Here is a 25954-nt window from a genome sequence, read left to right as displayed (position 1 = left end):
ACTCAAACTCATTCCACGAACGTCCATCGCGAGCAATCATTGCCACTGAAGCGATAGGACCCCATGTTCCTGCTTGGTACGGCTTAGGCGCGTCGTTATCCATGGCCCACGCTTCCATAATGGAATCGACCCACTTCCACGCTTCTTCCACTTCATCACGACGTACAAACAATGCCTGAATACCACGCATAGCTTCTAATAATAAACGCTCGTAAGCATCCGCAAGATGCGTTTGGTTGAAGGTTTCGGAGAAACTCAAGTCCAGTTTAGTGGTCTGTAAACGGTGTTTATGATCCAAGCCTGGCGCCTTGTTCATAATTTCAATATCGATCCCTTCATCTGGCTGTAGACGAATGGTCAATTTGTTTTGTGGTAAATCTTGATAGCTTTCAGAGAAAATATTCAGTGCCGGCTTTTTAAAATAGACCACAACTTCTGAACATTTTGCAGGTAAACGCTTACCAGTGCGCAGGTAGAATGGAACGCCTGCCCAACGCCAATCATCAATATCTACACGTAAAGCCACAAAAGACTCGGTCTGGCTCTGCTTATTCGCGCCTTCTTCTTCTAAGTAGCCTGGTACTTTTTTGCCTTGTACAAAGCCCGCAGTATATTGACCGCGTACGGCTTTCTCACGAACGTTTGTGTGGTCAATGCGGCGTAAAGAACGCAGCACTTTCACTTTTTCATCACGAATACGGTCAGTGGTTAAGTCTGCCGGTGGTGACATGGCGATCATCGTTAAGATCTGCAGCAAATGGTTTTGCACCATATCACGCATCTGACCTGCTTGGTCAAAGTAACCCCAACGACCTTCGATACCGACTTCTTCCGCAACGGTGATCTGCACATGGTCAATAGTGCGATTGTCCCAGTTATTAATAAATAGTGAATTCGCAAAACGCAGTGCCAGAAGGTTTAAAACCGTTTCTTTACCTAAATAGTGGTCAATTCGGTAAACTTGACTTTCATCGAAATACTTAGCCACTTCATTGTTGATCTGCTGAGATGAAGCTAAATCTGTACCTAATGGTTTTTCCATGACCACGCGGTTAGGTTGTTTGTTCAACCCTGCGTGACCCAGCCCATGACACATTTCACCAAATGTGCTTGGTGGCATTGCAAAATAGTGGATAGCGGGTTGTGTATCTTGCTTAAGCATATCGGCTAAACGAACGAAGTTATCCGTTTCACTGACATCTAAATTGCAGAAATCTAAGCGTGCGCTTAAACGCTCCCACAACGCCGAATCTAGCTCTTCTTTCAAAAAATCATTTAATGCTTTATGCACAAATTCTACATAATCGTTCCGTTCCCATTGGGCACGACCAACGCCGATAATACGAGTATCTGGATGGATATAACCTGCTTTTTCCAATTGATACAGTGATGGAAGTAACTTGCGACGTGCTAGGTCACCTTTAGTGCCGAAAATAATCAGGTCACAAGCTTGAGCAGCATTATGTACCGCCATGTTGGTTCTCCTCAATCTGCGGAATTTAGAAACTATCTGATTAGAGCCCAAAGAAAATAAGGGAATACTTCACTCTAATGAGATAGGTTCTGAATGTCGTTTTTATAAAAATACAATCGGTTGCCTGCTAATGTACCCGTTTGCTACTGCCCAGTAAATATTGATGACGCTGGTCACAGTTTTTATGCTGAAAAATACAGCATACCCAGACATCAATAAAATTTTTTATCACTGAATGCTTCCAGCTTTGTTGGAAAATCACGGTTTATGTAGTGAGTTTACTAAGTTGAAAATTAGATACGGGTCATATTTTCGTAAAAAAAGCCATAAGTTACGCTCAGTGCATAGATAGCTTACAACCAACACGTAGTATATTTTCAGTCATATCCAGATGTTAATGCCACCATACTCTGATGGCAGAAATATTTCTCCTTTTGCTGAAATAGGCACTTTTGCTATATGAATATTTTAGAACAAATGAAAACTAGCCTCGATTTTTTGAGCAAATCAGAAAAAAAAGTGGCTGAGGTCATTTTAGGAATGCCCCAAAGTGCTATTCATCTTAGTATAGCGGCGTTAGCCCAACTGGCTGACGTCAGCGAGCCTACCGTCAACCGATTTTGCCGAAAAATGGAAACCAAAGGGTTTCCTGACTTTAAATTAAAACTGGCTCAAAATCTTGCCAATGGCACGCCATACGTTAATCGCCATATCGAAGAGACTGACACCGTCAATACCTATACCCATAAGATTTTCGAGTCGGCGATGGCAGGGTTAGACAATGTCAAACATACCCTCGATACGCATGCCATTAATCGTGCTGTTGATTTACTCACCCAAGCTCGGAAAATCAGTTTTTTTGGGTTTGGAGCTTCTGCGGCGGTAGCCCACGATGCGATGAATAAATTTTTCCGTTTTAATATTCCAGTCATATACTTTGATGATATTGTCATGCAACGCATGAGTTGCATCAATAGTAGCGAGGGGGATGTGATTGTGTTGATTTCTCACACTGGACGCACAAAAGCCTTAGTCGATATGGCGCAACTCGCTCGCCAGAATGATGCGACGGTCATCGCAATTACCTCCGAAGGTTCTCCTCTCGCCAAAGAAGCCAGCTTATCAATTATTATTGATGTCCCTGAAGATACGGACATGTACATGCCAATGGTCTCCAGAATGGCGCAGCTTGCCGTCATTGATGTATTAACCACCGGATTTACTTTGCGTCGAGGCGAAAAATTTAGAGATAACTTGAAACGGGTCAAAGAAGCGTTACGCGATTCGCGGTTTGATAATGTCTGAAAGATGGAAATGACAATGTTAAAAGAGGTTTCTTAAGTCTACCGGGCCCAAAGAGTTTTTATTCTCCCGATGGCTTTAAGAAATTTGCTGTATATAATAGCTGTGCTCGTGTCAGCACCCCTATTTGCAGTAAATAGGTTTCGAAATGGAGTGAAATGGTTTCACTTATATTTGTACCATTACAGGTCACGGAGTAATACATGTCTAGACGGCTTAGAAGAACTAAAATTGTTACAACCCTTGGTCCAGCAACCGATCGTGATAATAATCTAGAAAAAATTATCAATGCTGGGGCTAACGTTGTTCGCCTTAACTTCTCTCACGGAACTCCTGAAGACCACATGGCGCGCGCAAATAAAGTGCGTGAGATTGCGGCTCGATTAGGGCGTCACGTCGCTATTCTTGGGGATCTACAAGGTCCGAAAATTCGTGTTTCTACTTTTAAAGACGGTAAAGTTTTCCTCAATGTTGGTGATAAATTCACGCTGGATGCCTCATTAGGTAAAGGTGAAGGCGACCAGCATAAAGTGGGTATCGACTATAAAGGTCTGCCTGCTGACGTGGTACCGGGCGATATTCTCCTACTGGATGATGGTCGCGTGCAGTTAAAAGTTCGTGAAGTTCAAGGTTTGCAAGTCTTCACCGAAGTGACTGTCGGCGGACAACTTTCCAACAATAAAGGTATTAATAAACTCGGTGGTGGTTTGTCCGCAGAAGCGCTGACAGAAAAAGACAAAGCCGACATTATTACCGCTGCTAAAATCAATGTGGATTTCTTGGCTGTCTCTTTCCCGCGTTCAGGTGAAGATCTGGATTATGCTCGCCGTTTAGCTCGAGATGCAGGCTGTGAATGCCAAATCGTCGCCAAAGTTGAACGTGCAGAAGCAGTCGCAACTGACGACATCATGGACGAAGTGATCCTTGCATCTGATGTGGTGATGGTTGCCCGTGGTGACTTAGGAGTTGAAATTGGTGACCCTGAACTGGTTGCAGTACAGAAGAAATTAATTCGTCGTTCCCGTCAATTGAACCGCGTGGTGATCACGGCAACTCAAATGATGGAATCCATGATCACCAACCCAATGCCAACCCGTGCAGAAGTCATGGACGTAGCAAACGCGGTCTTAGACGGAACTGATGCGGTGATGCTATCCGCAGAAACCGCCGCAGGACAATACCCAGCAGAAACTGTCGCCGCCATGGCACAAGTCTGTTTTGGTGCGGAGAAAATGCCGGGTCTGAATATTTCGAAACACCGTTTAGATGCTGAATTCGAAAGTTCCGAAGATGCAATTGCGATGTCAACCATGTACGCCGCCAACCACCTAAAAGGCGTTAAAGCGATCATCGCGATGACTGAATCAGGTCGTACCGCACGTATTATGTCGCGCATTAGCTCTGGCTTGCCAATTTTCGCGATGTCTCGCCATGAAAAAACATTGAACCAATGTTCACTGTACCGGGGTGTTACCCCTGTATTTTGCAGCACGCATACTGATGGTATTGCAGCAGCAAGTGAAGCCATCGCACGTTTACGTGATAATGGCTACTTGATGGTTGGAGATACAGTTATCGTGACTCAAGGTGACCAAATGGGCACCATCGGTAGCACCAATACCTGCCGTATTTTAGTGGTTGAATAATAATTTTATCGTTAATGGTAATGTAAGCGTTCAATTCATCGAGGGAGCTTAGGCTCCCTTTTATTTTTTCATCTCAATGATATTGCAAATTAAATTGCAGCGTTCCATCCGCCTTTCCTCCGCGTGTTTTCTCTGCTGTTTGAATATAGGCCGCTTCTAACGGAATAACATAGTGTTGCGCTTGATTTAAACGGGAAATTTGTACCATTTGGTTGAGTTTAATCGGCTTCCCTTTGTGCTTAATTTGAATACCAAAGCCTTTCGCCGTTTCTTGATGATTCGGATTGTTGAGTGCAATCGTTCCACCTATCCCACTTTCGTCAGCCGTTCCCATAAAATGGATCTTTATGGGGGAAGATTCATCGCATTCAAGCTCAATTTTGAATCGTTTACGGCTATTTGCAACCGTCACACCTACCCCATTTGCACCTGACTTTTCCACTTGACCAAACGCAACATTGATCACTCGATTTTTCACTTCACATCCATTTGCAATCACATTAATCGGTGACAACCAAATTTTTGGCTCAACATTTCCAAACGAATCTTGAATAATAAACTTATTATTAAACACAATAAGCATTGCAGCGCTGGTCGATTGTAATAATTGAGTATTGACTCGAGGGCGAATTTTATAAAATGCGGCTTTCAAGGTAACATTGTAATTGCCTCTTGATTCGCTACTCGGGCACAATAAACGATTCGCCGGATTTCCATCGCGATTATTTTTACCATTCACATATCCCCTCGCTGAACACGGGCTATTAACTGAGCCGTGCAATACAAAGCCGATACCTGATAGGCCAATTTCCTTAATCGCGCCAACCCCTGCTATCTGATAGTGCTCATCAAATATACCAGGTAAATTAATTCCCACTCGCGTTGTCCCTGATTCATTCCACCACACCCATGGCGTATAGGTTCCCAGCTCTATCGTTGCAATATGTGAGTTGATGGGTGCACTTTTAGGGACATACAGCGTTTGAGATATCGGTACCGTGTAAGATGCAAATTCTGCTCGGTAGTCTGCGAAAAGTCTTGGTGAGAACAACAACATGATGGCGTAGATAACGCTGGAGATAGCAAACTGTTTCATAACACCCCCTTATTGGCAAACCCCGTCAATAAATTGAATATTTTGATTGCTCACATCAATCTTAAGAGGTAATTGACACTGCTGTGTATACGCTTCTCCCCATTTAATTTGAACAATACTCTGTGCAGGAACCCCACTCAAATAGACTTCTCCATCATTCGCTACAATGCCCGATGAGACGATATGCTGCTGTGCGAGAATATTAACTTGGGTACCAAACCCGAGTAACCGATTATTTTTCTTGAGTTTTAATACCACTCGCCCACCACGCTTCGCTTTAAGATCCACCAAAATAATCGCACCGCTTGTGGGAACAACGGTCGCTGAGCTCAATTCCACATCATCATTACCCTTTAACGTCGAGGTATCTACACTCACTTTATTACGTTCATAGCGCGTTAACATAGGCACCACGGCATACCCTTGCCCATTAGTACGCAGTGAAGGCACGTTATTCACTTTCAAATTATTAATATCTTGAGTTTTAACCAGTCCAATAGCATCAGAAAACGCGCGTGAAGCGGTCATTCCATCTTGATGAAATAAAAGCGCTCCAGTCACCTCAGCATGGGTAGCTTGATATTCAGAAGCATAATCCCAACCAGCGCCAAATTCGCCGTAAGAGGTTACGTAATTACCACGAATACCATGACTGAATTGTTGATTTTTATGATGATATTGCTGAGTAATGTCATATTGCAATTGATTGGAATTGAAAGCTGAGCCATTCAAGCTAAATGTACTTATTCCCCCGGCATTGCCGCTCGAGTTGTAGCTATAACCCCCCCAATAAGCCTTTTCTTGCCAACGAAATGGCATACTGCAATTAAAGGAAAATAATCTATCGACCCGACGAGGATTATTTTGCTCAGAATGGGAATAGGAAAAGCTGTAATTAATAGATTGATATTGAGAGCCAAAACTGACTGTCAGGTTATTATCTGAGCCTGACTGTCCCCAATATTTTTGTTGATACCCATTAATGTTTAAAGATCCCCATTTCCCTAGCGCTTGACTCAAAGCAATCTGTAACCGTTGCTTTTTTGATATTCGGTCGATGTCTATGGCTTGAAAAAAAGTATGGCTTATATCTGGCTCTAACGCGTATTGAGCTGATAAATTCAGTCCCGTCGCTGTATTTTGAATATATTTGGTATATTGAAGACGGTAGGTTTGATCCGTCATCTTTGCATATTGCTGCCATTGTTCTTGTGAGTATGTCATATCCAATGAAATACCCCCTAGGTAACCTAAACTCACCCCTGATCCTAAAACATAGACTTGTTTATCTTCTGAGATAAAAGCGCCACCTAATAACGATAGATTGCCATAATTCTCTAAATTGATTGGCAGACCATAGATCCCAGAGAATTGAATAAAATAAGGTCGTTCTATCCTTTTCTCTTCCCTATATTTTCCAAGTTCGATGCTGTATTTTAATGACCCCTCCCTTTGCATGATGGGGGCATTAGAAAAAGGTTGGGTAAATGTTCTTATTGATCCATTTGCTTCAGTGACCATAACCTGTAAATCCCCATTGAACGACGTAGGATAAAGATCATTCAATAGAAATTCCCCAGCAGGTATTGATGTTTGATAAATAATCTGACCATTTTGACGAACAGTGACCACTGCATTAGTATTTGCAACCCCACTAACTACAGGAGCAAATCCACGGCGACTTTGCGGTAACATGCTTTCTTCCGACATAAGCTTTATACCGTGATATTGAAAAGCACCCATAATCCCGTTATCAGACGCTGTTTCTCCAATAATTAAATGGCTTTTCAAATCACGAATATCCCGCTCTAAGAAAGTTTGCAAACTATGCAAAATAGCCTTTTCACTCGTGTCATTGTAATAACTGTGATTACGTAACCGCCAAGCCCCCCAATTAATCCCATTTCGTAGACCTACATAAATATTTCGCTGGCTGTTTGAGTTTCCCCACGCTCGGTTAAACCGTGCTGAATAGTTAATAAACATCCCGTTAATTCCATCGTCCCATTCAGTGACGTCAATATAGCCTCGGCTCGCCATTTCCATTGCAATTTGAGGAATGCTAATATCTAATCGATTTGAAAAGAAATCATGATGAATGTCACTACCATCAATTGAGCGCTTAATATCTAAGAATTTATCGGTTGAAGAGATTTCATTTTTTTGTAATAACATTGAGGGCTTAACACCCCAACTCATTAACTGTTCTTTTGTTATCTTAGGTTTCAGTTTTTTTTCTTCATTATCGTAAATAAATTCAAGCAACTCATCTGCAACTTTGTTTCCATTCACATAAATATTGACCTGATAACGACCAGGGAGTTGCCCTTCTGTTTTAGAAAGATAACTTAATAATGAAGAGTCAGATAGCTTATTCTCAATCCCTGTATTAATTGCATTGATGTCAAACATCTCACTTGCACTAGAAATTGATGCAAATCCAACTGATGAAAAAAATGTAATATTAATGAATTTCGTTTTTTTACTATAAAACCAATTTTTGATTAAGTGGTGTGTTTCCATACACTAGCTCTTGGTTATTTTCTTTTCCACAATAGCACCATAGTCATTAATAAATTCAACAGTAACTACATGCCCCTTATCTATCTTATCTTTAAAAATATAATCATCTACCCAAGGGTAAATCATTTTCATTCCTTTTATGGACTCCCCATTAATTAAAATGCTTTTAATTGATAAATGATATGGAGTTTTATTTTTTATTTTTATTCCATTATGCTCTTTTGTTAATATTATGTTATCAAAATTTAATGGCTCAATATCGTTTGAGCGTAGGAAAAGTTTAAACTGAGAATTAATAATAATTTGCAATTCATTTTCAATACTCTCATCTTTAGGAGGTATTGATTTTATATTTAATAAAAATATTTTTTCTTGGTTAGATGAAAGTGGCTCGCCTAAATACGCAATTCTTGCTGCCCCATAACTACTCGGCTCAACACGGAATAAAGCTGGAGTTGCAATAAATGGCGCTTTAATATCCTCATTGAATCCGGTCACCCAACTTTGGATTAAGAAAGGTTTTTTTTCATTACTATTAAAAATTGGAATTGAAATTTCTCGTTTATTATCCATATAAACAAAACGAGTTCCACCTACGCTAATCCCACTAGCTGATGCTAAAGATACAAAACAGAAAAAAAATAAAATAGCTGAATAAATTATCTTCATAGACATGCCAACATAACGTAAATATGGGTGACAAGCGTCACCCAGCATATTATTGATATTGAATACTGTAAATTGCGCTACTATTTGCTTGCCCTGCTGTTGCAGCACCGGTTGCTTTAAACGCTGCAACATACTCCAACTCTCCCGAGTTTCCTGCTAAAACAACCTCTTTAGTATCTTCGTATAATTTTATCTGAGAAACTGCATTTTTTTCATACAATGCAATACCTACGTTTTTTGCTGCGCCATTGCCATGATGTAAAGCGAGAATATCTTGGTCCACCGCATCGCGATTTCCTGCGAAATTAACCGTCACTTTAGTATCAAGAGGGCAATCTACAAGTTTAATTGTGAAATTCGTTAACCCTGCCATTTCTCCAGCAGAAGATAAACTTTTGGTTGATATTCGGCCAAGATCAACATTTAAATTACGTGATTGACTATCTACGGTACAAGCTTGCTCCGTTATTTCTCCCGTAAAATTAATCACACCAGAAGCAAACACTGCCGGTGCGATCGTGATAGCCAAGCTCACTCCCAATAAATTTAGAGTTTTATTTAGAATATTCATGATATTTCCTATAAATAGAATGTATGTTTTAAAATTTACATTTCAAAAAGTAAATATGTTATATATTTACTTTTCGCCAGAAATATAGCATCCCCCTTCAATTAAGTTAATGAATGGTTATATTGATTTTTTTAAATTCAAATCAAAAATACTCATACACTTTACAGAATAAATTTAAAACAAAAATTAATTAGTTTAGAAATCATTAAATAGGTAATTTATGATCATATCATTTATTATGGGATTCTTATTTTTATACATATAAAATTGGTATTTAGAATTGCAAATATCATTCTCAATTTCTTTTAAGATGTTTTCCTCTATCAATTCATGAATAATATTCCTTGGAAACCAAGAGTAACCGACTGAATTTTTAGTTAATTTAATCGCTGTTTCAGTATTTGCAACCTTAACAGTTTGGTGGCTTCGCATCTTATCTTGAAAAATCGTAGACAAAACAATATGCGGTGTTTTTTCGAGTTTATGTCTAATCTTATCTTTGGTACATTGCTGCAAATAATGATTAGGCGCTGTAACAAGAACCGCGTCAATCTCTCCCAAAAAGATGGGATTTAATGAACCGATATAATGATGAGATATTAATAAATCAAACTCTTTATATGATAAGATATCTTCCCGATTCAGTAGTGTTTTGGTTAATTCAATATCATAATCTTTTCTACTTTTGATTAGGCTTCCAATCTTATTTAATAGGTCATCACTGCTATATAATGAATCTATTACTATCTTTATTTTATTATTTATCTTTTTATTTATTAATTTCGCGGCTATTTCTAATGCAATCGCTTTATTGGTCACTTCTCGTGATAATGCTAATAGTGCTTCACCTTGTGAAGTTAATACAGCTCGGCGTTTTTCCACTACAAAAATTTCAATATCTAATATTTGTTCTAGCTTACTAATAGTATAACTAATTGAAGATTGTGTTTTATGTAACACTTCAGCCGCTTGAGCGAACCCGCCATAATCGACAACAGCTTGCAAAGTTATCCATTGATCTAATGTTGTTTTCGTTTTATTCATAATGTTTCCAGCCCATAATCTTCCCTCACCTTCATCTCAGGAAGAATATAACAATGTATTTAGAATATCACTCCTACACTTTAGTGTTTTTAGCATTATTTTAAAGCCATCTTTTAAATTAAATTTATTCCATAATTATATATAATAAATATCTACCGCTCTTAAAAAACAAAAGCCACGGATAATGATTACCGTGGCTTTTTACTATACTAAAAAGATATCTAGCGATATAAATCCTTTCGCTGATAAGGTTCTATTTCACCTTCCTTGCGCGTTTTCAAGAGTTTGAGGATCCACGTATATTGCTCTGGATTAGGCTCAACTAAAAACTCTAACTCCTCATTCATTCGACGTGCAATATAGTTATCATCTTGCCCATCAATATCATCCATTGGTTCACGAACATAGATATGTAATTGATGATTAACGTGATCGTACACCGGAAATAACGGAACAATTTTCGCTTTACACACTTTCATCAATCGACCAATAGCGGGTAAAGTCGCTTTGTATGTGCCAAAGAAATCAACAAATTCACTGTGTTCTTCCCCATGATCTTGATCGGGTAGATAAAAACCCCAGTAACCTTGTCTGACCGATGCAATAAAAGGTTTAATTCCTGCTTCGCGGGAATGAAGGCGTCCACCAAAATGGTAACGCGCCTTGTTCCACAAATAATCTGCAACGGGATTTTTCTGGTGATGGAACATCGCCGCCATATTCTGCCCCATCGCAGCTAATAACATTGCAGGAGCATCGACAGCCCAGCCGTGAGGAACCATAAAAATCACATTGCTTTGCTGTTCCTGCAATTGGTCGATAATCTGTTTGTTATGCCACTGGGTGCGCGCTAATGTTCGCTCTGCACCACGTACACACAATTCAGCCAACATGACAAAAGACTGCGGTGCAGTTTCAAACATCCGATCAACCAACTCTTCTCTTTGTTGCTCTTCCATATCAGGAAAGCAATAGAGTAAGTTAATTTTAGCTCGGCGACGGGCGCTCTTCGCTAATCGTCCAACCCATTTACCTATTTTTGCCAGCATAGGATCACGAACTTTAACAGGGATATAGGCAAGCGCAACAAAGAGCCCTGCACCTAACCACACGCCCCAATATTTAGGTAATAAATAGGATTTATGAAACGTTGGCACATAGCCCTTTTTGCTGTCGGTATCTTGTTCTTTATTCATGTTATACCCAAGAAATCACGGCTATTTTGATAACCAAAAATGAATGTGTAAGAGCATTACAAAAAAAACTGGCAGACACAAGTATCTGCCAGTTATTGGATGAAGAAGCTGAAATGGTTATTTCAGTTTAAGCTGAGGTTTAGTCTCTTTGACCAGCTCTAAATATTCTTTACGTTCTTTACCTGTTAAACCACCTGAGCTTGGTAATTTCGCAGTTAGCGGGTTGACGGCTTGTTGGTTAACCCACATTTCAAAATGGAGATGTGGCCCTGTAGAACGTCCAGTATTACCTGATAACGCAATGCGATCACCACGCTTCACTTTTTGTCCTGGTTTCACCAGTAATTGACGTAAATGCATATAACGCGTCGTATATTGGCGACCATGGCGAATAGCAATAAAGTTTCCTGCCGCACCACTGTACTTCGCCACAATCACTTCACCATCACCAACCGCTAATACAGGGGTACCCACTGGCATTGAGAAGTCGACCCCTTTATGTGGTGCAACTCGCCCCGTTACCGGGTTAACACGACGCGGGTTAAAGTGTGATGAAACTCTGAACTGCTTAACCGTTGGAAAACGCAAGAAACCGCGTTCTAAACCATTACCTTCACTGTCATAGTAGCGTCCGTCTTCAGCACGGAAAGCGTAGTAATTTTTACCGCCAGACTGTAAACGTACGCCAACTAGTTGGCTCTGTTCATGAGTCCCATTGAGCATCTCGCGCCCCATTAAAACAGTAAACTTATCGCCTTTTTTCAGCTTGTTAAAGTCCACCTGCCACTGTAATGCTTTGGTAACTTCACGACCTTCGGTACGAGTCAAACCGGCTTTCTTGGTGCTTTGAGCAAACGTGCCTTCGATAGAACCGGTCATCACGCTGTTTGTCCAATCACCTTTGCGGATCTCTTTCACTTCTTCAAATTTGTTGGTTGCCCCAACACGTTTGAAGATACGCGTTTCACGACGAGAAACATCCCACGTTAAGGATTCTAATTCGCCATCAGCATTCAGTGTCCAGCTAAGGGTTTGACCGATTTTTAAATTACGTAATGATTTATGTTGATTTGAAAGTGTCGCAACATCACCAGCTTCAATACCAAACTGGGTCAAAATAGACGATAAATTATCGCCACTTGAGACAACATATTCATGTGCGAGAGGTGTACCATCTGCATCTGATGCGTCAGTGTCGCTGTCTGCAACGCCTTCATCGGGTAACTGCTCACTACTATCTTGAATTAAATCATCGCCTTCTGCTTCAATCGCTGATTGAGCAAAAGGAATGACCGTATCAGGAGAACTGTCACTTTCATGCGTGGTAGGGATATGTACAGGCCGCCAAATCGCGACGGCCATGGTGGCGACAGTGAGCGTGCTCAACACAATTTTATGGGTCTTGGACAAGCCGTTAAATGCCTGCACAATACCACTTGCCATTTGCTGCACTTTAAGCTATTCCTCTATGCTTAATTCAGGCAGCTTGCGTATTGTTCTGATAGTTGAGTCAGAAACTTCATGTAGCTATCTGGTCCAATTGCCAGCCCACTACCGAGTGGGTCGAGAGTACCCATTTTGACTCCCGTATTTTTCGCTACGCTTTCAATAACCGCAGGTCTGAATTGTGGCTCAGCAAAAACGCATTGCGCTTTATGCTCAACCAGTTGTGTTCGTATTTGATGCAATTTTTGGGCACCGGGCTGAATCTCAGGGTTTATCGTAAAATGCCCTAACGGAGCGAGCTGATAGTGTTTTTCAAAGTAGCCATAAGCATCGTGAAAAACAAAATACCCTTTATTTTGAGCCGGTTTTAAAATACTAGCAATTTTCTTATCGTTTTGCGCCATGTTTTCTTTGAATTTACGAAGGTTTACGTCCAGCTTATCTTTCTGAGCAGGATAAAGCTCTACTAAACGCGCGTAAATGTCATCGGCAGCCAAATTTGCAATATCTGGAGACAACCAGATGTGCATATTATACTCACCATGGTGATGATGTTCGTGATCCGCATCATGGTTAGGTTCATCGGCATGTTGATGGCTATCGTCCTCCTCATGGTTTTCAGCCATTAATAAGTCATGAATATTTTTCTGCTCAGCCAATGCCAGACGTTTATTCTGGTCTAATACATTGATTGGCTTCTCTAAAAACATTTCTAATTCAGGTCCAACCCAAACAAATAAATCAGCCTGTTTTATCTTTTTTAAATCCGAAGGTTTCAGTGCATAATCATGTGGCGAAGCGCCATCAGGAAGTAAAACTTGTGTATCAGTGACACCATCAGCGATCCCCGCAGCAATGAAAGCTAAAGGTCGAATCGATGTGACGACATCGGCGTTGGCTAGTGGCAACATCGATGCAGTTAAAACTGAAGCTAACGTAGCTTTGCAGATGAATTTACGGGTAATAAGTTTCGATTTGTGTATCATGAACATTTTTCCGTGATCTTAAAATTGAAATGTTATAATATAACACAACTTGATTTCTGCAAGATGTTTTCATATGCAACCACTATTATCTTTAAATAAAATCTCTGTCTCATTTGGCGATAAACCCGTATTAAAGGATGTCACTTTTGCACTTAACAAAGGTGATATCGTGACGTTATTGGGGCCGAATGGTGCCGGTAAATCCACGATTGTTCGCGTGGTATTGGGGCTATTAGCGCCCACATCAGGCACTATCAATCGAGCCTCGTCACTCTCTATTGGTTATGTCCCACAAAAACTGCATTTAGATACCACCCTACCGCTAACCGTAAAGCGGTTTATGATGTTAAAGCAAGGTGTCCGCACGGCGCATTTATTACCCGCTCTCGAGCGAGTAAAAGCCACGCATCTTATTGACCAGCCAATGCAGAAACTCTCGGGTGGTGAAACCCAGCGCGTTCTGCTTGCGCGTGCATTACTCAATAAACCTGATTTGTTGGTTCTCGATGAGCCCGCCCAAGGCGTCGATATTAATGGTCAAGTTGCGTTATATGACCTAATCAATCAATTAAGAACTGAACTCGGTTGCGCGGTTCTCATGGTCTCTCATGACCTGCATTTAGTTATGGCAAAAACAGACCAAGTTTTATGTATTAACGGGCATATTTGTTGCTCTGGTACCCCTGATGTTGTCTCTAATCACCCTGAATTTGTTGCTATGTTTGGCTATCGGGGCGCACAGCAACTGGGGGTTTACCGTCATCAACATAATCACCAACATGATTTAGAAGGTAATGTGATTACATCCCACCAACACAGCAAGGATTGCCATCATGATTGAGTTACTGTTACCTGGTTGGATTGCAGGTATGTTACTCGCGATTGCTGCCGGTCCCTTAGGTTCCTTTGTGGTTTGGCGCCGCATGTCCTATTTTGGGGACACCCTCGCCCACGCATCTTTGCTAGGTGTTGCCTTCGGTTTGCTGTTAAACATTAATCCCTTTTACGCCGTGATCGCCGTGACGTTATTATTGGCTCTGATCCTTGTGTGGCTGGAAAAACGTCCTCAACTCGCCGTCGATACATTACTCGGCATTATGGCTCACAGCTCTCTATCTTTAGGCCTTGTTGTCGTCAGCCTAATGGCGAGTGTCCGCGTCGATCTGATGGCTTATCTATTTGGTGATTTGTTATCCGTAACATATGAAGACATTATAACGATTCTAATCGGTGTAGTTGTCGTTTGCGGGTTGCTTTTTTATCGATGGCGGGCGCTTTTATCGATGACAGTTAGCTCAGAGCTGGCTTTTGTGGATGGAATTAATCTCCAACGCTCTCGCTTATTGTTGATGATGGTCACGGCGTTAACCATCGGGATCGCAATGAAATTTGTTGGTGCGCTAATCATTACCTCTTTACTGATCATCCCTGCTGCTACCGCTCGACGTTTTGCAAAAACGCCAGAACAAATGGCGCTCACCGCCATTGGTATTGGCATGGTTTCCGTGACTGGCGGATTAACCCTATCCGCATTTTATGACACTCCGGCTGGCCCGTCCGTGGTACTAACTTCTGCCATTTTATTTATTCTAAGTTTGTGCGTAAAAACGAAAAACTAGTTGTATAAAAAGAATGCCTGAATAAAACCGTATCTGGATAAAAAACCTATAGAAAACCCGCTTTATGCGGGTTCTAATAAAATTCAATAATACGAATTATTCAGCATTCTTTTTATCGTTATTCACGGGGGTTTCTACATCACCGACACTATCGTTTATAAATCCACCGACACAATCCATAAATTGATTAACTTTTAGTTTAAATCCTTCATCTGAGTATTTTGGATCATTTAATTTATCTTTTGGAACATTCACGTTTAAATCCCCATGAAATTTCTTGTTTAAGTCAATTTCACCCTCGATACTCACCCAATATGTTGATCCTTCAGGTAAATACCGAGAACAACTTTCAATAGTTTCCTTATTGGTGATAGCTTTGGTGTTTTTTGTGCAACCAGAAACAACAGTTGCAAATAAAAGTACTGTGAGCGCAAATGTGCAAGAAGCTTTATTCATGTGGGACTATCCTAATAGTCGAAAAAACACCATATGATAATAAAAATCATTATCAATGTCTGTATTTTTAAAACTCACTGCATATATTCTCAATACCATTTCATGGACTAAATAATGATAATTTCTCAATTTAGTAAAATATAGATACAAAAAAACCCAGTAATTGTGGCTAAATTACTGGGTTCATTTCATTTGAAATACGTATGATATTATTTAAATCATACGTATCTATATATCAATCAAGCGTTTAAAATCTAGACTTCTTTCGGCGTTAACCCGAAATGAGAATAAGCATGGGCTGTTGCCATACGCCCTCTTGGTGTTCGCTGAATAAACCCTTGCTGGATAAGATAAGGTTCGAGCACATCTTCGATGGTCTCGCGCTCTTCTCCAATCGCAGCGGCAAGGTTATCAACCCCCACTGGTCCGCCCATAAACTTATCGATGATTGCCACCAGCAGTTTACGGTCAAGATAGTCAAAACCCGCCGCATCCACATTCAACATATCCAGCGCTTGGCTCGCAATCAACTCATCAATACTGCCATTGCCTTTTACTTGGGCAAAGTCACGCACACGGCGTAATAAACGGTTAGTGATTCGTGGTGTTCCTCGTGAACGCATCGCGACCTGCAATGCCCCTTCTTCGGTGATATCCAGCCCCATATACTGAGCGCTACGCTTCACGATATGTTGCAAATCATCAACTTGGTAAAATTCTAAGCGCTGTACGATCCCAAAGCGGTCACGCAGTGGCGACGTTAAAGAGCCTGCCCGCGTAGTGGCGCCAATTAACGTGAATGGCGGTAAATCGATTTTGATGGAACGTGCCGCAGGACCTTCACCAATCATAATATCTAATTGATAGTCTTCCATGGCAGGATACAAAATCTCTTCGACTACGGGTGAAAGGCGATGGATTTCATCAATAAACAGGACATCATGAGGCTCAAGGTTAGTCAGCATCGCTGCCAAATCCCCTGCCTTTTCTAGGACAGGCCCTGAGGTTGTCCGTAAATTAACCCCAAGTTCGTTGGCGACAATACCCGCTAATGTGGTTTTTCCTAACCCTGGTGGTCCAAAAATTAACAGATGATCAAGCGCATCCCCCCGCATTTTGGCTGCCTGAATAAATATTTCCATTTGATGCTTAACTTGCGGTTGCCCAATATACTCATCCAGTAATTTAGGGCGGATCGCGCGATCAATGGCTTCTTCTTCAGAATGCAGCACTTCAGCGGTAATTAGGCGATCAGCTTCAATCATCGTAATAATCTCTCAATTAAAGTGCTGCGCGTAAGGCATCACGGATCAGGGTTTCAGAATCGCTATCAGGTTTCGCGACTTTACTCACCATACGGCTGGCTTCTTGCGGCTTATATCCCAAAGCAATCAAGGCAGCAGCAGCTTCGGCTTCGATATCTGCTTGGCTTGGTCCTTGGCTCTTCACGCTTGGTAAATTAATATCGCTCACTGGGTTGAAAAGATCCCCATTCAAGCCTTTGAAACGGTCTTTCATTTCGACCACTAAACGCTCGGCAGTTTTCTTACCAATACCTGGCAATTTCACCAAAGAGGAAATCGCTTCTTGCTCGATGGCAGACACAAATTGTTGAGCCGACATGCCAGATAAAATTGCGAGTGCCAGTTTAGGACCCACGCCATTGACTTTAATCAGCTCTTTAAATAGTGCACGCTCTTGTTTGTCATTGAAACCATACAGTAATTGAGCGTCTTCTCGCACAACAAAGTGGGTGAAAACAATCGCTTCTTGACCAATTTCAGGTAATTCATAGAAACAAGTCATTGGCATATGAACTTCATAGCCAACACCTTGTAGCTCAAGTAACACAATGGGTGGTTGCTTTTCTAATACGATGCCACGTAAACGACCTATCACACTGAACCCCTTAAATTTGATTAGCGTTTTAAATTTTGACTCTGCTGTTTATACCACAAAAAATGCTGGATGCATATCCAGTCTTCATCTTAATCTTCCACGGGTCAACACTAAACGCGGATCGCCGACTTTCAGCAGGTTTTGATTAAAATGGCAATGTGTGATGGCAATCGCCAGCGCATCCGCAGCATCCGCTTGGGGGCTAGCCGATAATTTTAGGATAGATTTCACCATATGTTGAACTTGGCTTTTTTCTGCAGCTCCCGTTCCCACAACAGTTTGCTTGACTTGGCGAGCCGCATATTCAAAAACGGGAATATTTTGGTTTGCTGCCGCGACAATCGCCACACCACGCGCTTGCCCCAGTTTCAGAGCCGAGTCCGCATTCTTCGCCATAAACACTTGTTCGATAGATAAAACATCAGGTTGGTACTGGGTGATAATTTCCGAGACTCCCGCATAAATACGCTGCAGACGGCTTGGTAAATCATCAACTTGAGTACGAATACACCCACTTCCAAGATAGAGTAGTTGCCTACCTTGTTGGCGAATAACACCGTATCCTGTGATCCGTGAGCCAGGGTCGATACCTAGAATAATCGCCATATAAAACCTATAGTTGCCCTTTATTAATTTTCATATCATCTTATTCCCATCTAATGACAGCCACAATGGCAACAAGGAAATATCACCGTTTCCACCGGAATTTCAGTGTAAGTAGCATTCCTACCATCATAAATATAGCAAATAAAAGAGAAGGTGAAGATGGGAGAGGCGTTAGAGAAAACAGGCTGGACACAGCCCGCTTTCTCTACGCAGACATCGTCTTAATTACAGTTGCTCAGCAACTTCATCAGAGATATCACCGTTATGATAAACTTCCTGTACGTCGTCTGAATCTTCTAACATATCAATCAGACGCAGTAATTTAGGGGCAGTTTCAACATCAAGTTCGGCTTTAGTGGATGGAACCATAGAAACTTCAGCGTTTTCGCTAGTAAAACCAGCGGCATCCAGCGCATCTTTCACTTCACCAAACGTTTCTGGTGTAGTGTAAACGTCAATCGCGCCATCATCGTAAGTTTCAACGTCGTCGGCACCCGCTTCCAATGCAGCTTCCATCAGAGCATCTTCGTCCACGCCCGGTGCGTAAGTGATCACGCCACGTTTGGTAAACAGATAAGATACAGAACCATCAGTCCCTAAGTTACCGCCCGTTTTCGTAAACGCGTGGCGAACTTCAGAGACGGTACGGTTACGGTTGTCACTTAGACATTCAACCATAACCGCTGTGCCGCCAGGACCGTAACCTTCATAAATGATGGTTTCCATATTATCGTTATCATCATTACCCACACCACGCGCAATCGCACGGTTTAATGTGTCGCGAGTCATGTTGTTTGATAATGCTTTATCCACAGCAGCACGCAAACGTGGGTTAGTTGCGACATCGCCGCCGCCTAAACGCGCTGCAGTGACCAGCTCACGAATAATTTTAGTGAAAATCTTACCGCGTTTTGCGTCTTGCGCCGCTTTACGGTGTTTGGTGTTGGCCCATTTACTATGACCTGCCATGAAATATCTCCAAAAACGTCAATAAAATAATTAAACAGCAAATTCTAAAATAGCCTGGCTGTTGCTCCACGATTTTGTCAGCTTTGCCGCCTGTTGCGGTTCAAGCCAACAAAATTCTGTGTGTTCAGTCAGTAATGGCGTTTGTTCATCACTTAGCACCAATTTAAACCAATGTTCTTTACAGTGGGTTACATCCGGTGCATAACGATGCCTGAAATGCGGGAAAATTTCAAAGATGATACTTTTCGACAAATCATGTAACTGACTTGGTTGCGGGTTAAACCCCGTCTCTTCTTTGATTTCGCGAAGCGCTGCATCCGCAGCACTGTTTTCATGAAGTTCCAAACTTCCGGTCACTGATTGCCAGAAGTCTGGATCATCTTTACGCCGCATCATAAGCACCCTGCCCGTGTTTTCAGCCACCATAATGACTAATACCGATTCTGGGCGCTTATAACTTTTCATTACTCTTCTTCTTTCGCCACAACTGCAATCGCTAACTCAGTCAGCGAATCAGGGTTTGCATGACTTGGCGCATTGGTCATTAAACACGCCGCTGCGGTCGTTTTCGGGAAGGCAATAACATCACGGATGTTATCAGTTCCAGTTAACAGCATCACTAAGCGATCTAAACCAAATGCCAAACCTGCATGTGGTGGCGTACCGTATTTCAGTGCATCTAACAGGAAGCCGAACTTTTCACGTTGTTCTTCTTCATTGATACCTAAAATACCGAACACGGTTTGTTGCATTTCGCTGCGGTGAATACGGACAGAACCGCCACCCACTTCGTAACCATTGATAACCATATCGTAGGCATTCGCAACGGCATCTTCAGGGTTTTTCGCCAGATCTTCCGGAGTAAAATCTTTTGGTGAAGTGAATGGGTGGTGCATCGCGGTTAAGCCGCCTTCGCCATTTTCTTCAAACATAGGGAAGTCGATAACCCACAGTGGCTGCCAGCTATTTAAGTTAGTCAGCTCGAAGTCACGACCCACTTTCAGGCGTAATGCGCCCATGGAGTCAGTCACCACATTTTTCGCACCCGCACCAAACAGGATAATGTCGCCATCGGCAGCGCCAGTACGTTCAATAATTTGCTCGATAATTTCTAAGCTTAGGAACTTCGCAACTGGGCTTTGAATGCCTTCTAAGCCTTTCGCGCGTTCGTTGATTTTCATCCACGCTAAGCCTTTCGCACCATAAATGCCCACGAAATTGCCGTATTCGTCAATTTGTTTACGGGTCATTGCTGCGCCACCTGGCACTTTCAGGGCTGCAACACGGCCTTTAGGGTCATTTGCTGGACCTGCAAATACTGCGAATTCAACATCTTTAACGATATCAGCAACATCAACCAGTTCCATTGGGTTACGCAGGTCTGGTTTATCTGAACCGTAGCGACGCATCGCTTCTGCGAAGGTCATGATTGGGAAATCGCCTAAATCAACGCCTTTCACATCAAGCCACAGGTTGCGGATCATACGCTCCATCACTTCGCGAACTTGCTCCGCGCTCATGAACGAGGTTTCCACATCGATTTGGGTAAATTCAGGTTGACGGTCAGCACGTAAATCTTCATCACGGAAGCATTTTACGATTTGATAGTAACGATCGAAGCCAGACATCATCAGCAGCTGTTTGAACAGCTGAGGGGATTGTGGCAATGCGTAGAATTTGCCTTTATGAACACGGCTTGGTACTAAGTAGTCACGCGCCCCTTCTGGCGTCGCTTTGGTTAGCATTGGCGTTTCAACGTCCATAAAGCCTTCTTTGTCCATAAAGTTACGAACAAAGCTGGTGATTTTCGCACGAGTACGCAGACGATCTGACATCTCCGGACGGCGTAAATCTAAATAGCGGTATTTTAAACGACGCTCTTCTGTGTTGGTTTGGTTGCTGTCTAATGGCAGAGGTTCAGATTTGTTGAAGACTTCCAAGCCTTCAGCAAAGATTTCAATTTCACCCGTAGCCATGTCTTTGTTTTTCTGGCTATCTGGGCGCGCACGTACTGTACCTGTGATTTGGATGCAGAACTCGTTACGCAGTTCTGACGCTTTTTCAAATATGTCTTTACGCTCTGGATCGAAGAAAACTTGAACGATACCTTCACGATCACGCATATCGATAAAAATCAAACCACCTAAGTCACGACGGCGGTTTACCCATCCACAAAGAGTGACCTTCTGGCCTTCATGAGCGATATTTAATTGCCCACAATAATTAGTACGCATACTCTATCCTTTTACTCAGCTTGTTGTGCTTTTGCTTGCTGCGGGAATTTGGCATTTAGCTGAAAATTCAGAATGTCAAAAAAGGCAGACATTATATAGGAAATTCTGTTAGACAAACAGTTTGCTATACAGCTTAACTGCGAAATTGATACAAAAAAACCATCTCTAATCAATAAAAATGGTTCTTATCTATTAAAACGATCCCAACGAATCTAAAAAAATCACACACCCAATTGAGAATTAAAATTTGATTGTTTGTTAGATCATAATTTTTTTGGGAATAATTACCCGTCTCATTTTGCTATAATTACTCATATTCAGACACTTTTGCCTGAAACTAGAGGAACCTTTATGAAAAAAATTCTACTCGCATCATCCCTTCTTGTTCTGCTTGCAGGATGCCAAAACGGAAATAATACCAATACGATGAAGCCCACCAATAGCAACAATAAAATCTTTTATATCGACTCCTCTCTGGCTGACTGTGTCGGCGTTGCACCTATGAAATGCATGAAAGTTAAAGAAAAACCAACGGATGATTGGCAATATTTTTACTCATCCATTCAAGGATTCAGCTATGAGCCTGGCTATAACTACATACTAGAGGTTCAACAATTTGATGTGCCTAACCCACCCGCTGATGCCCCAAGCATTCGTTATGAGTTAGTCAAAGTTATCGAGAAAAAATAATGTCGACGCAGGTGTAAAACCACCTGCTCTTTTCTATGATTGGCCGCAAGCTACAACAGGTTAAGGCAAAAGATGAGCACTAAAATCATTGATAAATTAGGTTTAATTACCATTCAGAATGGCAAAGTTGCCATGGTTCGTTCCCATAATAAAACCCTATTTTATATTCCTGGCGGGAAACGTGAGCACGGTGAAACTGACCAACAGGCGCTTGCTCGCGAAATCGATGAGGAACTCACATTAACCTTGCACCCTGAATCCATCCGATTCTACGGAGAATTCACAGGGTTAGCTGATGGCAAACAGGATGGCACACAGGTTTGTATTCGTTGCTACCACGCCGATTACGACGGCATCCCTCAACCCGCGGCTGAAATTGCTGAACTAGTGTGGCTAGATTCCAATGATACTGACCGCTGCTCTATCACCGCGATAGCTGTCTTGGCGCAACTTAAAGCGGATAACCTTATTTAATAATTCAAAAATGAATTATCAAAATCGATATATTTCTATTTGTAGATTTACCTATTAGGTTTTAAAATTTAGAAAATTTAATTTATCTCCATAGAGGTAGAGTAAAAAATGGTCAGTTCTTTATACGCTGTACTAGGGGCTTTATTGATACTGAGACTATCACTCAATGTCGTAAAGCTAAGAAATCAGTACCGTGTGTCTGTTGGCGATGGTGGGTTTTCTGAATTGCAAACCGCTATCCGTGTGCATGGCAATGCCATCGAATACATTCCAATTTCATTAATTTTATTACTGTTAATGGAGATGAATGGCGCCAAAGTATGGATGATCCATGTTTGCGGCATTCTGCTAATTGCAAGCCGCATGCTCCACTCTTACGGTTTAAAAAACCATGACTATTCACAGCGTCGAATGGGAATGATGGGGACTTATCTGGCTCTCGCCTTGATGATCATCGCCAATGCCTATTATCTACCTTGGGTACAAATGGTGTCGTTCTCTTTTTAGTTTTCCTTACTTTTATGCGGATTGGTTTTCAGGTTATATGGCTTTCTGCTACAATCCGCCACTACTTTTGTTCTGCTAATTAATACAAATCTATGCCAAGTCAGGATCCAAACCATAAAGACAGCCTTTTCTCCGCGCCGATCGCCAATTTAGGTGACTGGAAGTTCGATGAAAAAGTAGCTGAAGTTTTCCCCGATATGATCCAACGTTCCGTACCGGGTTACTCCAATATCATCACCATGATTGGGATGCTAGCGGGTCGCTTTGTGACACCAAATAGCCAAGTCTATGATCTGGGTTGTTCCCTTGGTGCCGCCACCTTGTCTGTACGTCGAAATATTTCAGTGGAAAACTGCAAAATCATTTCTGTCGATAATTCACCCGCTATGGTCGAACGCTGCCGCCGTCATATTGATGCGTATAAAGCCCAAACCCCTGTCGAGGTTATCGAAGGAGATATTCGCGACATTCATATTGAAAATGCGTCCATGGTTATCCTTAACTTCACATTGCAGTTTTTAAATCCCGATGACCGCGAAAAATTACTCACTAAAATTTATCAAGGGTTATTGCCTGGTGGCATTTTAGTGTTATCTGAGAAATTCAATTTTGAAGATAAGCAAATTGGTGAATTGCTTTTCAACATGCACCATGATTTCAAACGCGCCAACGGGTATAGCGAACTCGAAATCAGCCAAAAACGCAGCATGCTCGAAAATGTCATGCTCACCGACTCTGTTGAAGCGCATAAAGCCCGCTTAAAACGCGTGGGATTCCCCCATTGTGAAGTCTGGTTCCAATGTTTTAACTTCGGTTCATTATTAGCATTAAAAGAGGGGCAGTAATGATCGATTTCGGTCGTTTTTATCAACAAATTGCCGTTGGCCCTCTTAGCCATTGGTTAGAAACCCTGCCAGCTCAACTGGCGGCATGGAAGAAAGAAGGCCTACACGGTGGGTTCTCTTCATGGGAGAAAATGTTAGATAACCTGCCTGTCATGACACCAACCCATTTGGATATTAAAAATAGTGTCACTGCAACGCGCGATCCGGAATTAACTGAAGGGGAAACTCGCCGTTTAAACAATATTTTGGGGCAGTTGAAACCATGGCGTAAAGGTCCATTTTCTCTCTATGGCGTCAATATCGATACCGAATGGCGTTCAGATTGGAAATGGGAGCGCGTTCTGCCCCATATTTCCCCATTAAAAGGTCGTCATGTGTTAGATGTGGGCTGCGGAAGTGGTTATCACATGTGGCGTATGCTGGGCGAAGAAGCGGAGTTTGTTGTCGGCATCGATCCTACTGAACTGTTTTTATGCCAATTTGAAGCGGTTAGAAAACTGTTAGGTGATGACCAACGCGCACATTTATTACCATTAGGTATTGAACAACTGCCTGCATTAAAAGCCTTTGATACCGTATTTTCGATGGGCGTTCTGTATCATCGTCGCTCCCCACTCGACCATTTATGGCAACTAAAAGACCAACTCGTCAGTGAAGGTGAGTTAGTGTTGGAAAGTTTGGTGATTGAAGGTGATGAATTCCAATGCCTGATCCCTGGCGATCGCTATGCACAAATGCGCAACGTTTACTTTATTCCTTCCGCCAAAATGCTCAAAGTGTGGTTAGAGAAATGCGGTTTTGTCGATGTACGCATTGTTGACCAAGCGGTGACTTCGTTAGACGAACAGCGCCGTACTGAGTGGATGCAAACGGATTCGTTAGCGGAATTTTTAGACCCTAATGATCAATCCAAAACCATCGAAGGGTATCCTGCCCCTCTACGTGCGATTTTAGTGGCGAAAAAACCGTAATATTGTAAGACGGCAATTCTCACCGGCCCTACATGACAAAACCCCCAAAAGTTCATCGAAAACTCACGGGGGTTTTTATTATGCGCCACAAAAAATAACGGCTATAAGTTATTCATTAAATACTCTTCAACTGCTTTTGCGTCATTCGCCGAATCAAAATCCATTCCTAACGATAGCGTGCCATCTTTTAATTCAATCGCCCTAGGCTTGGTATAGGAATAGTTAATATTTTTGATTTTCTCACTGACTGACTGTTTTGCCAGTTCAGAGTGTTCACAGACATTGGCTATTCCCTTGAGCATCTCTTTGCTATAACCATCGATACCAATGGTTTCGAGCTGCTCTTTTGAAAACGTTGCCCAGTCAAAGTTCGCTTTAATGTCTGACCCACAGGTTTTATTTAATGTCGTAACTTGAGAGGAAATTTCCGTTTCATATTTTTGGTGCTTCTCTTTTTCAGCTAATGAAAATGCAAACGAGGAGGTTGTGATAAACAAAAGTGATGAAGTTAATACAATTTTTTTCAGCATGATTTTTTCCTTAAAATTCATTCAGCGGTTTTTAGTTTTTACTCAGTTCAAAAATCTAAAAACAAAGGGAGGTATTTAACCTCCCTTAGACCATTGACAAACCCATCAGGTTTGGAAATGGCTCTTTTGGGGTTGTAAAATTAACAAGGAAAATCAATTCATTGATTTTCGCCTGATAACACAAAGAGGGAAAAACCACGC

At 41.8% G+C, this 25954-nt stretch carries 26 protein-coding genes; 9 read left to right on the top strand and 17 right to left on the bottom strand.

The features are described 5' to 3' along the window. Window positions 1-1474, bottom strand: a 1474-nt coding sequence (gene zwf / locus GKR71_RS05415) for a glucose-6-phosphate dehydrogenase (RefSeq protein ID WP_036948242.1), incomplete at its 3' end; no start/stop codon positions are given. A gap of 459 nt (window positions 1475-1933) precedes the next feature. Here zwf and GKR71_RS05410 point away from each other — a divergent pair. Together GKR71_RS05410 and pyk are read left to right on the top strand one after the other, a co-directional pair. Further along, entirely contained in the window at window positions 1934-2779 is an 846-nt protein-coding gene (locus GKR71_RS05410) for a MurR/RpiR family transcriptional regulator (protein WP_036948244.1), read from the top strand. A 200-nt stretch (window positions 2780-2979) separates the two neighbouring features. Then, window positions 2980-4422, top strand: a complete 1443-nt coding sequence (pyk, locus tag GKR71_RS05405) for a pyruvate kinase (protein WP_036948247.1) — start codon at window positions 2980-2982, stop codon at window positions 4420-4422. A 73-nt stretch (window positions 4423-4495) separates the two neighbouring features. On the opposite strand, the gene GKR71_RS20315 is transcribed toward pyk, so the two are convergent. From GKR71_RS20315 to znuA, 8 genes are all read right to left on the bottom strand, one after another. Then, window positions 4496-5518, bottom strand: coding sequence for a fimbrial protein (locus GKR71_RS20315; RefSeq protein ID WP_154634022.1), 1023 nt, complete (start codon window positions 5516-5518; stop codon window positions 4496-4498). Between the two features lie 9 nt (window positions 5519-5527). Continuing rightward, window positions 5528-7930, bottom strand: a complete 2403-nt coding sequence (locus GKR71_RS05395) for a fimbria/pilus outer membrane usher protein (RefSeq protein WP_230085028.1) — start codon at window positions 7928-7930, stop codon at window positions 5528-5530. A gap of 114 nt (window positions 7931-8044) precedes the next feature. Next, on the bottom strand, window positions 8045-8842 hold the full coding sequence (locus tag GKR71_RS05390) for a fimbrial biogenesis chaperone (protein ID WP_080675595.1): 798 nt from the start codon (window positions 8840-8842) through the stop codon (window positions 8045-8047). Then, window positions 8760-9281, bottom strand: coding sequence for a fimbrial protein (locus GKR71_RS05385; protein WP_036948256.1), 522 nt, complete (start codon window positions 9279-9281; stop codon window positions 8760-8762). The genes GKR71_RS05390 and GKR71_RS05385 overlap by 83 nt, the downstream gene beginning before the upstream one ends. A gap of 195 nt (window positions 9282-9476) precedes the next feature. After that, window positions 9477-10325 carry a LysR family transcriptional regulator gene (locus GKR71_RS05380; protein ID WP_108478187.1) on the bottom strand — a complete coding sequence of 283 codons (849 nt, stop codon included), beginning with the start codon at window positions 10323-10325 and terminating at the stop codon, window positions 9477-9479. A gap of 221 nt (window positions 10326-10546) precedes the next feature. Continuing rightward, window positions 10547-11521 (bottom strand): lauroyl-Kdo(2)-lipid IV(A) myristoyltransferase, encoded by a 975-nt coding sequence (gene lpxM, locus GKR71_RS05375; protein ID WP_036948261.1) that lies wholly within the window; start codon window positions 11519-11521, stop codon window positions 10547-10549. Between the two features lie 117 nt (window positions 11522-11638). Then, window positions 11639-12973 carry a murein DD-endopeptidase MepM gene (gene mepM, locus GKR71_RS05370; RefSeq protein ID WP_036948263.1) on the bottom strand — a complete coding sequence of 445 codons (1335 nt, stop codon included), beginning with the start codon at window positions 12971-12973 and terminating at the stop codon, window positions 11639-11641. A 20-nt stretch (window positions 12974-12993) separates the two neighbouring features. Continuing rightward, window positions 12994-13953: a zinc ABC transporter substrate-binding protein ZnuA gene (znuA, locus tag GKR71_RS05365; protein WP_036948265.1), complete on the bottom strand. Its 960-nt coding sequence runs from the start codon at window positions 13951-13953 to the stop codon at window positions 12994-12996. Between the two features lie 73 nt (window positions 13954-14026). Here znuA and znuC point away from each other — a divergent pair, with 73 nt between their 5' ends. Then, window positions 14027-14794, top strand: a complete 768-nt coding sequence (znuC, locus tag GKR71_RS05360) for a zinc ABC transporter ATP-binding protein ZnuC (RefSeq protein ID WP_108478188.1) — start codon at window positions 14027-14029, stop codon at window positions 14792-14794. Further along, complete coding sequence (znuB, locus tag GKR71_RS05355) at window positions 14787-15572, top strand: zinc ABC transporter permease subunit ZnuB (protein ID WP_154599316.1); 786 nt, start codon at window positions 14787-14789, stop codon at window positions 15570-15572. The genes znuC and znuB overlap by 8 nt, the downstream gene beginning before the upstream one ends. Before the next feature lie 96 nt (window positions 15573-15668). Here the strand turns inward: znuB and GKR71_RS05350 are convergent, their stop codons facing one another. The 7 genes from GKR71_RS05350 to aspS form a co-directional block, all read right to left on the bottom strand. Next, complete coding sequence (locus tag GKR71_RS05350; RefSeq protein ID WP_036948272.1) at window positions 15669-16028, bottom strand: hypothetical protein; 360 nt, start codon at window positions 16026-16028, stop codon at window positions 15669-15671. 254 nt (window positions 16029-16282) lie between these two features. Beyond that, complete coding sequence (gene ruvB / locus GKR71_RS05345) at window positions 16283-17293, bottom strand: Holliday junction branch migration DNA helicase RuvB (RefSeq protein WP_036948275.1); 1011 nt, start codon at window positions 17291-17293, stop codon at window positions 16283-16285. A 16-nt stretch (window positions 17294-17309) separates the two neighbouring features. Continuing rightward, entirely contained in the window at window positions 17310-17927 is a 618-nt protein-coding gene (gene ruvA, locus GKR71_RS05340; RefSeq protein WP_036948277.1) for a Holliday junction branch migration protein RuvA, read from the bottom strand. Window positions 17928-18011: 84 nt separating this feature from the next. After that, window positions 18012-18533, bottom strand: coding sequence for a crossover junction endodeoxyribonuclease RuvC (gene ruvC, locus GKR71_RS05335; RefSeq protein ID WP_036948281.1), 522 nt, complete (start codon window positions 18531-18533; stop codon window positions 18012-18014). 225 nt (window positions 18534-18758) lie between these two features. Continuing rightward, a complete protein-coding gene (locus tag GKR71_RS05330) occupies window positions 18759-19502 on the bottom strand; it encodes a YebC/PmpR family DNA-binding transcriptional regulator (RefSeq protein WP_036948283.1) in 744 nt (247 codons plus the stop codon). 30 nt (window positions 19503-19532) lie between these two features. Next, window positions 19533-19967, bottom strand: coding sequence for a dihydroneopterin triphosphate diphosphatase (gene nudB / locus GKR71_RS05325; RefSeq protein WP_108478191.1), 435 nt, complete (start codon window positions 19965-19967; stop codon window positions 19533-19535). After that, the gene (gene aspS / locus GKR71_RS05320; RefSeq protein ID WP_036948289.1) at window positions 19967-21736 is read right to left on the bottom strand and encodes an aspartate--tRNA ligase; all 1770 of its coding nucleotides are present in this window, start codon (window positions 21734-21736) and stop codon (window positions 19967-19969) included. Before aspS ends, nudB begins: the two co-directional genes overlap by 1 nt. 351 nt (window positions 21737-22087) lie before the next feature. On the opposite strand from aspS, the gene GKR71_RS05315 reads away from it, so the two are divergent. From GKR71_RS05315 to cmoB, 5 genes are all read left to right on the top strand, one after another. Further along, window positions 22088-22426: a DUF4377 domain-containing protein gene (locus GKR71_RS05315; RefSeq protein WP_154609950.1), complete on the top strand. Its 339-nt coding sequence runs from the start codon at window positions 22088-22090 to the stop codon at window positions 22424-22426. Between the two features lie 72 nt (window positions 22427-22498). Next, window positions 22499-22900, top strand: a complete 402-nt coding sequence (locus GKR71_RS05310; RefSeq protein ID WP_154634020.1) for an NUDIX hydrolase — start codon at window positions 22499-22501, stop codon at window positions 22898-22900. A gap of 108 nt (window positions 22901-23008) precedes the next feature. Beyond that, a complete protein-coding gene (locus tag GKR71_RS05305; protein ID WP_108478193.1) occupies window positions 23009-23407 on the top strand; it encodes an MAPEG family protein in 399 nt (132 codons plus the stop codon). Between the two features lie 92 nt (window positions 23408-23499). Continuing rightward, entirely contained in the window at window positions 23500-24252 is a 753-nt protein-coding gene (gene cmoA / locus GKR71_RS05300; RefSeq protein WP_154634019.1) for a carboxy-S-adenosyl-L-methionine synthase CmoA, read from the top strand. Next, a complete protein-coding gene (gene cmoB / locus GKR71_RS05295; protein WP_036948303.1) occupies window positions 24252-25223 on the top strand; it encodes a tRNA 5-methoxyuridine(34)/uridine 5-oxyacetic acid(34) synthase CmoB in 972 nt (323 codons plus the stop codon). The genes cmoA and cmoB overlap by 1 nt, the downstream gene beginning before the upstream one ends. A 101-nt stretch (window positions 25224-25324) precedes the next feature. Here cmoB and GKR71_RS05290 read toward each other — a convergent pair whose 3' ends face one another. Continuing rightward, entirely contained in the window at window positions 25325-25753 is a 429-nt protein-coding gene (locus GKR71_RS05290) for a hypothetical protein (RefSeq protein ID WP_036948307.1), read from the bottom strand. Window positions 25754-25954 lie beyond the last annotated feature (201 nt).

Source organism: Providencia sp. wls1922 (assembly GCF_009706505.1).
In the GTDB taxonomy this organism is placed as follows: domain Bacteria; phylum Pseudomonadota; class Gammaproteobacteria; order Enterobacterales; family Enterobacteriaceae; genus Providencia; species Providencia lanzhouensis.
Note: the sequence above shows the minus strand (reverse complement) of the source record. Positions and strands in the feature narration are given on the sequence as shown.